The sequence below is a fragment of the Mycobacterium sp. NGS48 genome, assembly GCF_059812585.1.
Genome location: NZ_JCALCY010000003.1, coordinates 516,948 through 526,597 on the forward strand (window position 1 = coordinate 516,948; position 9,650 = coordinate 526,597).

A 9,650-nucleotide genomic window follows, 5' to 3' on the forward strand; every position below is an offset into this window, starting at 1 on the left:
CATGCACGGCGCGCGACGTGACGTCATCCGTCGGCTCGAAGCGTATGCGGCCGGGTATGCCGAACGGCAAGCCGAGCACCGAGGCTAGCTCGGCACCGAAGCTGGAGCCTGCGTCGTGGCGACCCCCAAAGTCACGACTCAGGCGTCTTCTACCCGGAGGCAGGCGAAAGCTTGGACGCTGCTTCGCTGTCGAGGAACCAGACGGTGTGCTCCCGGCCGATGGCGCCGGCCGCCGGCACCGACACCGGGTCGGCGCCGGCCACAGCGGCGGCCACCGCATCGGCTTTCTCCGCGCCGGACACCATCGTCCAGACCTCGCGCGACTGCTGGACAGCGGGCAGTGTCAACGTGATCCGTTCCGGCGGAGGTTTGGGCGAATCGTCGACACCGACCACCAGCCGGGTGGTTTCGCGCACGGCGGGGGTGTCCGGAAACAGCGAGTTGATGTGGCCCTCGGGTCCCACGCCGAGAAAGTGGACGTCGAAATCAGGTGCGGCTTCCCCCGCTTCGGCATTGGCGGCCAGGACTTGCTCGTAGGCCAGCGCCGCGGCAGCCAGATCGCTGCCGTATTCGCCGTCGCTGGCCGGCATCGCGTGCACGTTGCGCGCCGGGATGTCGATGTGATCGAGCAACGCGGCTCTGGCCTGCTTCTCGTTGCGCTCGTCATCGTCATGGGTCACGTAGCGCTCGTCGCCCCAGAACAGGTGCACTTTGGCCCAGTCGACCCGCTGCTTGTGTGCGTCGAGATAACGCAGCAGCCGGTTGCCGTTGCCGCCGCCGGTCAACACGATCAACGCCCGGCCTCGCGCCGACACCGCTGCTTCGATGACGCCGATCAAACGCTCGCCCGCCGCGGCGACGAGCGCGTTGCTGTCGGGGAAGGTCTCAACAGTGCTACTCACAAATACTCCACTCGGTCGATGCCCTCCAGCGCGGAACAGTAAATCGCGTCTGGGTCCAGTCGTCGCAGATCTTCCGCCAGGCATTCACGGGTTTCCCTGCGCGGCAACGGAACCAATGCATCCGGCCGGGCGGTGCGGCTCAGTGTCGCAGTCGCCCCCTCCTGTGGCCGGCTCAGCGTCACCGTTTCGGTATTGCGTACCAGTTCGACTTTGAGGTCGCCGACCGCGCGCCGCACCGGCCCGTCGATACGGCTGGCCAGCCAGCCCGCCAGCACGTCCAGCGCTGGTTCGGTCCTCAGGCCGGAGATCAGCGCCGACGTAATCGGCTCGTGCGGTGGCTGATCGACGGCAGAGGTCAGCAGCGCACGCCAGTAGGTGATCCGGCTCCACGCCAGGTCGGTGTCGCCCGGGGTATATCCGGGTAGTCGGCTCTTGATCGCCGACAGCGGGTCGGCCCCGTAGGTTGCGTCGGTGATGCGCCGGATCGCCAACTTGCCCAGCGGATCTTGGGCGGGCACCGCGGGCGCGACATCGGGCCACCACGCCACGACCGGGATATCGGGCAGCAGGAACGGCACCACGACACTGGCGGAGTGCCCGGACAGCGGACCCGACAGCCATAGCACCACCACCTCGCCGGCGCCGCTGTCACCCCCGACCCGCAATTGGGCATCCAGTCGCGCCTCGGCGGCATCCGCGTCCCCGGTCATCACCACGATCACCCGGCTGGGGTGCTCGTGGCTGGCGGCGTTGGCGGCGTCGATGGATTCTTCGAGCACCGCCTCGCTGTCCGGCGCGATGACCAACGTCAGGACTCGGCCGAGCGTTACGGCGCCGACCTTCTCGCGCAACTCGTCAAGCTTCTTGTTGATCGCGGTGGTACTGGTATCAGGCAGATCGAGAATCATGGCCGCCGCCATTCCCGGCCGGTTCGGCGCAACATTTCGAATGACGAGGCCGGTCCCCAGGTGCCCGCTTCGTACGGGTCGGGCTTGCCGTGACTGGCCCAGTTCTCCAGTACCGGGTCCAATATCTCCCAGGCCATTTCGACTTCCTCGTTGACCGGGAACAGCGACGGTTCACCGAGCAGCACATCGAGGATCAGCCGCTCGTAGGCTTCGGGGGAGTCTTCGGCGAACGCTGAGCCGTAGGAGAAATCCATGTTGACGTCGCGGACCTCCATCGCGCTGCCCGGCACTTTCGAGCCGAACCGCAGCGTGACGCCTTCGTCGGGCTGCACCCGAATCACCAGGGCATTGGCCCCCAATTCGTCGGTCATGGTCGCGTCGAACGGTAGATGCGGTGCTCGTTTGAAGACCAGTGCGATTTCAGTCACCCTGCGGCCCAGCCGCTTTCCGCTGCGCAGGTAGAACGGCACGCCGGCCCACCGGCGGGTGTCGACCTCCAGCGTGATGGCCGCGAATGTCTCGGTCACGGAGTCCTTGGCGAATCCCTCCTCGTCGAGGAGCCCGACCACCTTCTGCCCGCCCTGCCAGCCTGCGGTGTACTGGCCGCGGCTGGTGGTCTCGTCCAGCGGTTGTGCGAGTTGGGTTGCCGAGAGCACCTTGATCTTTTCGGCCTGCAATTCCGACGGCTGAAAACTGACCGGCTCTTCCATGGCGGTCAGGGCCAGCAGTTGCATCAGGTGGTTCTGGATCACGTCGCGGGCCGCGCCGATCCCGTCGTAATAGCCGGCGCGCCCGCCCAGACCGATGTCCTCGGCCATGGTGATCTGCACGTGATCGACGTAGTGCGCGTTCCAGATCGGGTCGAACAGCTGATTGGCGAATCGCAGGGCCAGGATGTTCTGCACGGTCTCTTTGCCCAGGTAGTGGTCGATGCGAAACACCGACTCCTCCGGGAAGACGCTATTGACGACCTTGTTGAGGTCACAAGCGCTGGCCAGGTCGTGGCCGAACGGCTTCTCGATGACGACCCGGCTCCAGTTGCCGTCCTGCGGGCGGGCCAGCCCCGCCCGGTCGAGCTGCTCGCACACCGTCGGGAAAGCCTTCGGCGGGATGGCCAGATAAAAGGCATGGTTGCCGCCGGTGCCGCGTTCGGCGTCGAGCTTCTCCAGACACTCGGCCAGCCGGGCGAAAGCGTCCGCATCGTCGAACGTGCCTTGCACGAACCGGATTCCCTCCGACAGCCGCTCCCAAATCGCCTCGCGGAACGGTGTGCGGGCATGCTCCTTTACCGCCTCGTGGACGACGTGGCTGAAGTCCTGGTCTGCCCAGTCCCGGCGGGCGAAACCGACCAGTGCAAAGGTGGGCGGCAGCAGCCCGCGGTTGGCCAGGTCGTAGACCGCAGGTACCACTTTCTTGCGGGCCAAATCGCCGGTGACACCGAAGATCACCAACCCGCACGATCCGGCGATCCGGGGCAGCCGCTTATCGCGCTTGTCCCGCAACGGGTTTTGCCACTGCCCGGCGCTGCCCCGGACGCCGGCCGGGCTCATTTAGTCGCGGACTGCAGCTGGGCTTGCGTCTCCTCCAACAGCTCGGTCCAGGACTTCTCGAACTTCTCCACGCCCTCGTTTTCCAGCACGATGAACACGTCGGTTAAGTCCACTCCGACCGCGTCGAGCTTGTCGAAGACGTCCTGGGCCGCCGAGGCCGTGCCGGTGACGGTGTCGCCGGTGACCACACCATGGTCGGCGACGGCGTCAATCGTCTTCTCCGGCATGGTGTTCACGGTATGTGGAGCGACAAGTTCGGTGACGTAGAGAGTGTCGGCATAGTCGGGGTTTTTGACACCGGTTGACGCCCACAGCGGTCGCTGCACCCGCGCACCGTCGGCTTTGAGCTGCTCGTAGCTGTCGCCGCCGACGAAGACTTCCTGATAGGCGGCGTAGGCCAGCCGGGCGTTGGCCACTCCGGCCTGTCCGCGCAGTGCCATCGCCTCCTCGGTGCCGATCTTTTCCAGTCGCTTGTCGACCTCGGTGTCCACCCGCGAAACGAAAAAGGATGCCACCGAGTGGATCTTGGAGAGATCGTGGCCGGCCTGCTTCGCTTTTTCCAGGCCCTTCAGGTAGGCGTCCATCACCGCGCGGTGCCGTTCAACGGAGAAGATCAGCGTGACATTGACCGAAATCCCTTCAGCGAGGGTCGCGGTGATGGCCGGTACGCCTTCCTCGGTGGCCGGAATCTTGATGAACAGGTTGGGCCGGTCGACCGTTTTCCACAGATCGATTGCCTGCTGGATCGTCTTGTCGGCGTCGTGGGCAACCCTCGGGTCAACCTCGATCGACACCCGGCCGTCCACCCCGTCGGAGGCTTCCCATTGCGGCCTGAACACGTCGCACGCCATGCGCACGTCGTCGGTGGTGACGGTGCGCACGGTGGCGTCCACATCGGCGCCGCGTTCGGCCAGCTCGGTGATCTGGTCGTTGTAGGTGTCACTGTCCGCCAGCGCCTTCTGGAAGATCGTCGGGTTGCTGGTGACGCCGACAACGCTCCTGGTGTCAATGAGCTCCTGCAGGTTGCCGGACTCCAGCCGCTCCCGGGACAAGTCGTCCAGCCATACCGATACGCCCGCGTCGCTCAGGGCGGCGAGGTTGGGATTCTGTGTCATCGCAATACCCTCCTTGTCAGTTGTCCAGCGCTCGTTCGGCGGCGTCCACCACAGCTTCGTGGGTGAAGCCGAACTCACGGAACAAGGTCTTGTAATCCGCCGATTCGCCGTAATGCTCGATCGAAACGACCTCGCCGGTGTCACCGACCAGTTTGTGCCAGCTCTGCGCGATGCCGGCCTCGACGGCCACCCGGGCCGACACTGACGGCGGCAGCACGCTGTCGCGGTAGTCGTAGGGCTGGGACTCGAACCACTCGACGCAGGGCATTGACACCACGCGCGTCGCAATACCTTTGTCCGCCAAGACCTTCTGCGCCGCGACGGCGATCTGGACTTCCGAGCCGGTGGCGATCAACACCACGTCGGGCTCGTCGCCGCCCGCATCCCCGAGCACGTAACCGCCGCGGCCGACACCTTCGAAGCTGGTGCCTTCCAGCACCGGTACGCCCTGGCGGGTCAGGCACAGCCCGACCGGACCGCTGCCGTTGCCGCGGGCCAGGATCGTGCGCCAGGCGTACGCGGTCTCATTGGCGTCGGCGGGGCGGACCACCGACAGACCCGGGATGGCGCGCAACGCCGACACGTGCTCGATCGGCTGATGGGTCGGCCCGTCCTCACCCAGACCGATCGAGTCGTGCGTCCACACATAGATGGTGTCGATGTCCATCAGTGAGGCCAGCCGCACTGCTGGACGCATGTAGTCAGAGAACTGCAGGAATGTGCCACCGTAGGCCCGGGTCGGGCCGTGCAGCACGATGCCCGACAGGATGGCACCCATCGCATGTTCACGGACGCCGAAGTGCAGCGTGCGACCGTACCAATGGGCGGTGAATTTCTTGGTCGAGATCGACGGCGGTCCGAACGAGTCAACGCCTTCGATCGTGGTGTTGTTGCTGCCGGCCAGGTCCGCCGAACCGCCCCACAGCTCAGGTAATTTGGGTCCCACCGCGGCGAGCACCTCGCCCGATGCTTTACGGGTGGCCACGTCGTCAGACCCGGGTTCCCAGGATGGTATGTCGGCGTCCCACCCGTCGGGCAGTTGTTCGGCGGTCAACCGGTCCAGCAGCGCCTTGCGCTCGGGTTCACGCTCGGCCCAGGCGTCGAAGTCCGGCTGCCACTTCTGGTGCGCCTCCTTGCCCCGCTCCACCAGTTTGCGGGTGTGAGCGAGAACGTCGTCGCGCACCTCGAAGTCCTTGTCGGGGTCAAAGCCGAGCACCTTCTTGATCTCCGCGACTTCCTCGTCGCCGAGGGCCGATCCGTGCGCATCTCCGGTGTTCATCTTGTTCGGTGCCGGATAACCGATGATGGTGCGCAACTCGATGAACGACGGCCGGTCGGTGACCGCTTTTGCGGTGGCGATCGCCTCCTCGATCGCGACCACGTTCTCGCCACCCTCGACTCGCTGGACATGCCAGCCGTAGGCCTCGTAGCGGGCCGCGGTGTCCTCACACAATGCGATGTTGGTGTCGTCTTCGATCGAGATCTGGTTGTGGTCGTAGAACACGATGAGGTTGCCCAGCTGCTGGACCGCGGCCAGCGACGACGCCTCCGAGGTCACGCCCTCCTCGATGTCGCCGTCGGAGGCGATCACATAGATGTGGTGGTCGAACGGGCTGGTCTCCGGCGCGGCATCCGGATCGAACAGGCCGCGCTCGTAGCGCGACGCCATCGCCATTCCGACTGCCGACGCCAAACCCTGGCCCAGCGGGCCGGTGGTGATCTCCACACCCCGGGTGTGCCGGAACTCCGGGTGGCCAGGAGTCTTGGATCCCCAGGTGCGCAGCGCCTCGAGGTCGGACAACTCCAGACCGAAACCGCCGAGGTAGAGCTGGATGTACAACGTCAGGCTGCTGTGTCCGCAGGACAGGACGAACCGGTCGCGGCCCAACCAGGTGGTGTCGCTGGGGTCGTGGCGCATCGTCCGCTGAAACAGCGTGTACGCCAGCGGAGCCAGGCTCATCGCCGTTCCCGGGTGCCCGCTGCCGCACTTCTGCACTGCGTCGGCGGCCAGTACCCGGATGGTGTCGACCGCAGCCGAGTCGATGTCCGTCCAGTCTTCGGGATGGTACGAACGGGTGAGCGCAGAGATGTCTTCCAATGTGGTCACGACTCAGTCCTCGCGTCGACAAGCGGATTCAGTCCCACCCTAATGCGCCGTGCCCGCGCGTTGCAGGTGGAGTTTGCGACATACCACGTCGGGCCGCATGGTAAACGAACATCAGCATTCGACCCTGCGGTGCAAGCGGATCAGCCCGGCGGTCTACCATCGTCTGTAGTAGAAGCTGCGCGCTGCTGCGAGCCGAGGAGTTATTGCGTGAGTATTCGCGGGCGCGTCGCGCCGAGCAGAGTACGCGGCACCGCGCTCGCATACTTGGCGCTGACCAAGCCGCGCGTCATTGAGCTGCTGCTGGTCACCGCGATACCGGCGATGCTGCTCGCCGAACGCGGCGCGGTGCACCCATTGCTGATCCTCAACACGTTGATCGGCGGAATGCTGGCCGCTGCGGGCGCCAACACGCTCAACTGTGTGGCCGACGCCGACATCGACAAGGTCATGAAGCGCACCGCGCGCCGGCCGTTGGCGCGAGCCACCGTGCCGACTCGCCACGCCCTGGTGTTCGGGCTCGCGCTGAGCGTCGGGTCGTTCTTCTGGCTGTGGTGGACGACCAATTTGCTGTCGGGGCTGCTGGCGATGGCCACGATTGCGTTTTACGTGTTCGTCTACACGTTGTTGCTCAAGCGACGCACCTCGCAGAACGTGGTGTGGGGCGGGGCGGCCGGCTGCATGCCGGTAATGATCGGTTGGTCGGCGGTTACCGGCACCATCGGTTGGCCGGCGCTGGTGATGTTCGCAATCATCTTCTTCTGGACACCGCCGCACACTTGGGCGCTGGCCATGCGCTACAAGGAGGACTACCAAGCCGCGGGCGTGCCGATGCTGCCGGTGGTGGCGACCGAGCGGCAGGTCACCCGGCAGATCCTGGTCTACACCTGGCTGACGGTGGCCGCGACGCTGGTGCTGGCGCTGGCGGCCGGATGGCTGTACGCAGCGGTGGCAGTGCTGGCCGGAGTGTGGTTCCTGGCGATGGCTCATCAGCTGTATGCCGGCGTGTGCCGCGGCGAGCCGGTCAAGCCGCTGCGGCTGTTCTTGCAGTCGAACAATTACCTGGCCGTCGTGTTCTGCGCGTTGGCGCTCGATTCCGCCATCGCTTTACCGACTCTCCTCTAAGCGGCCCGCGGCACTTCTACTACGCGCGATCGTGCGTGTTCCCGGCCGACACGCCGCGATTTCGGCCGGGAAAGCGCACGCTCGCGTCATCAGCTCAAGCGCTTGAAAAACCGGACGTCATGGTATTGAATGTACGATAATGAAAATCATGTTCAATACGGTGCGGGTAATGGAGGAGTCGTTGGCATGACGTTGCGTGTCGTCCCCGAGGGTCTGGCAGCCACCAGTGCGGCTGTCGAAGCGTTGACTGCGCGCCTGGCGGCCGCACAGGCCGGGGCAACCCCGCTGATTTCGGCGGTGGTGCCGCCGGCGGCGGACCCGGTTTCACTCGAGAGCGCGCTGGGGCTCAGTGTTCGGGGCGGTGAGCATGCCGCGGCGGTGGCTGACGGAGTGCAGCAACTCGGTCGTGCCGGTATCGGGGTGGGTACCTCGGGTGCCAGCTACGCCGTCGGTGATGCAGCCGCTGCCTCGACGTATGTGATCGCGCGCGGCTGATCGTGACGGCACCGGTATGGATGGCTTCGCCACCGGAAGTGCATTCGGCGTTGTTGAGCAGTGGCCCGGGGCCCGGGCCGTTGCTGGCGGCGGCCGCCACTTGGTCGTCTCTCAGCGCTGAATATGCCTCGGTCGCAGACGAACTCAGTGTGCTGTTGGCGGGCGTGCAAGCCGGGGCGTGGGAAGGGCCGAGTGCTGCGCAGTATGTGGCCGCACACCTGCCGTATCTGGCCTGGCTGACTCAAGCCAGCAGCAACAGCGCCGCGGCAGCCGCTCAGCATGAGACCATCGCCGGCGCTTACACCACTGCGCTGGCTGTGATGCCGACCCTGCCCGAGCTGGCCGCCAACCACGCGATGCATGCAGTGTTGGTGGGGACCAATTTCTTTGGGATCAATACGATTCCGATCGCGCTCAACGAGGCGGATTACGTGCGGATGTGGACGCAGGCCGCGACCACGATGGCGACCTATCAAACCGTGGCCGGCACTGCGGTGGCGTCGACGCCACAAACCACCGCGGCACCGCCGATCCTGAACCATGATGACCACGATCACGGCCACGACGACGATGACGACCCGGCGAGGCACATGAGTCCCCTTGATCCACGCTGGTGGATTGACGTCATTGGCGAGCAGCTCGACAATCTTCAGCTGCTGTTTACCGACCCGGCCGCATTCCTCGCCGCACTTCCGTTCATTCTGGCCGACTTGGCTTTCCATGCCACCCAGCTGCTGGTGACTTATCTCCCGCTTCTCTCGCCGCTGTTGGCAGCTGCCGCGGTCGGCTTCGCAGCGGCGATCATGGGGTTGGTTGCCGCCGTGGCACGGCAGGCGCCACAGGTTGCTCCTGTCGAGCTCCCGGTCCCGGTCCCGGTCGCCGAGATCAACGTGTGGCCGGCCTCGGGGATCGCCCCGACCACCGCGCCGGCTGCTGCCCCCGCTGCCACCGCGCCCGCGACCGCGCCCGCTCCCGCGGCTACCGCGACCACTGCCTCGCCCGCACCGGCACCCGCCGGCGCGGAAGGTTTTGGATATCTGGCAGGCGGCGGCGCCGGCCCGGGAACGAGATTCGGTCCGACGATGCGCTCTCGCAGTAGCGCATCCGAGTCGGCGTCGGAAACCGCCGCGGCCCCCTCGGCCGCGGCGCGGGCGGCGAGCCGCGAGCAAGCCCGGGCGCGCCGGCGCCAACGGGCCACCAAGAAAGAACGTGGCTACCGTGACGAGGTGATCGGGCTCGACATGGATTCCGAACCGGCGACTTCGGCTCCGGATGAGCGCACCTCGGCGAGCGGTGCAGGACGGCTGGGTTTTGCCGGGGCTGCCGGCACACGCGCGAACGTTACGGCGGCCGGGCTGACGACGCTGGCCGGTGACGAGTTCGGTGGTGGCCCGGCAATGCCGATGGTGCCGAACACCTGGGAACGAGACGAATTGCAGGGCAACGGTATT

At 66.0% G+C, this 9,650-nt stretch carries 8 protein-coding genes; 3 read left to right on the plus strand and 5 right to left on the minus strand.

The window, feature by feature from the left end; all coding sequences use genetic code 11:
* Positions 1-149 precede the first annotated feature (149 nt).
* From pgl to tkt, 5 genes are read right to left on the minus strand one after another with little or no spacing between them, the layout of a single operon-like run.
* Entirely contained in the window at positions 150-902 is a 753-nt protein-coding gene (gene pgl / locus AC5Y42_RS09325; protein ID WP_499897527.1) for a 6-phosphogluconolactonase, read from the minus strand.
* Positions 899-1,810, minus strand: coding sequence for a glucose-6-phosphate dehydrogenase assembly protein OpcA (gene opcA, locus AC5Y42_RS09330; protein WP_499897529.1), 912 nt, complete (start codon positions 1,808-1,810; stop codon positions 899-901). Before opcA ends, pgl begins: the two co-directional genes overlap by 4 nt.
* The gene (zwf, locus tag AC5Y42_RS09335; RefSeq protein ID WP_499897531.1) at positions 1,807-3,360 is read right to left on the minus strand and encodes a glucose-6-phosphate dehydrogenase; all 1,554 of its coding nucleotides are present in this window, start codon (positions 3,358-3,360) and stop codon (positions 1,807-1,809) included. Before zwf ends, opcA begins: the two co-directional genes overlap by 4 nt.
* A complete protein-coding gene (tal, locus tag AC5Y42_RS09340) occupies positions 3,357-4,475 on the minus strand; it encodes a transaldolase (protein WP_499897533.1) in 1,119 nt (372 codons plus the stop codon). The genes zwf and tal overlap by 4 nt, the downstream gene beginning before the upstream one ends.
* 16 nt (positions 4,476-4,491) lie before the next feature.
* On the minus strand, positions 4,492-6,582 hold the full coding sequence (gene tkt, locus AC5Y42_RS09345; RefSeq protein WP_499897535.1) for a transketolase: 2,091 nt from the start codon (positions 6,580-6,582) through the stop codon (positions 4,492-4,494).
* A gap of 207 nt (positions 6,583-6,789) precedes the next feature.
* On the opposite strand from tkt, the gene AC5Y42_RS09350 reads away from it, so the two are divergent.
* From AC5Y42_RS09350 to AC5Y42_RS09360, 3 genes are all read left to right on the plus strand, one after another.
* Positions 6,790-7,704: a heme o synthase gene (locus AC5Y42_RS09350; protein WP_499897536.1), complete on the plus strand. Its 915-nt coding sequence runs from the start codon at positions 6,790-6,792 to the stop codon at positions 7,702-7,704.
* Between the two features lie 186 nt (positions 7,705-7,890).
* Complete coding sequence (locus tag AC5Y42_RS09355; RefSeq protein ID WP_499897538.1) at positions 7,891-8,199, plus strand: PE family protein; 309 nt, start codon at positions 7,891-7,893, stop codon at positions 8,197-8,199.
* Positions 8,200-8,219: 20 nt separating this feature from the next.
* Positions 8,220-9,650 (plus strand): PPE family protein (locus AC5Y42_RS09360; RefSeq protein WP_499897607.1); only part of this gene is annotated, 1,431 nt, incomplete at its 3' end.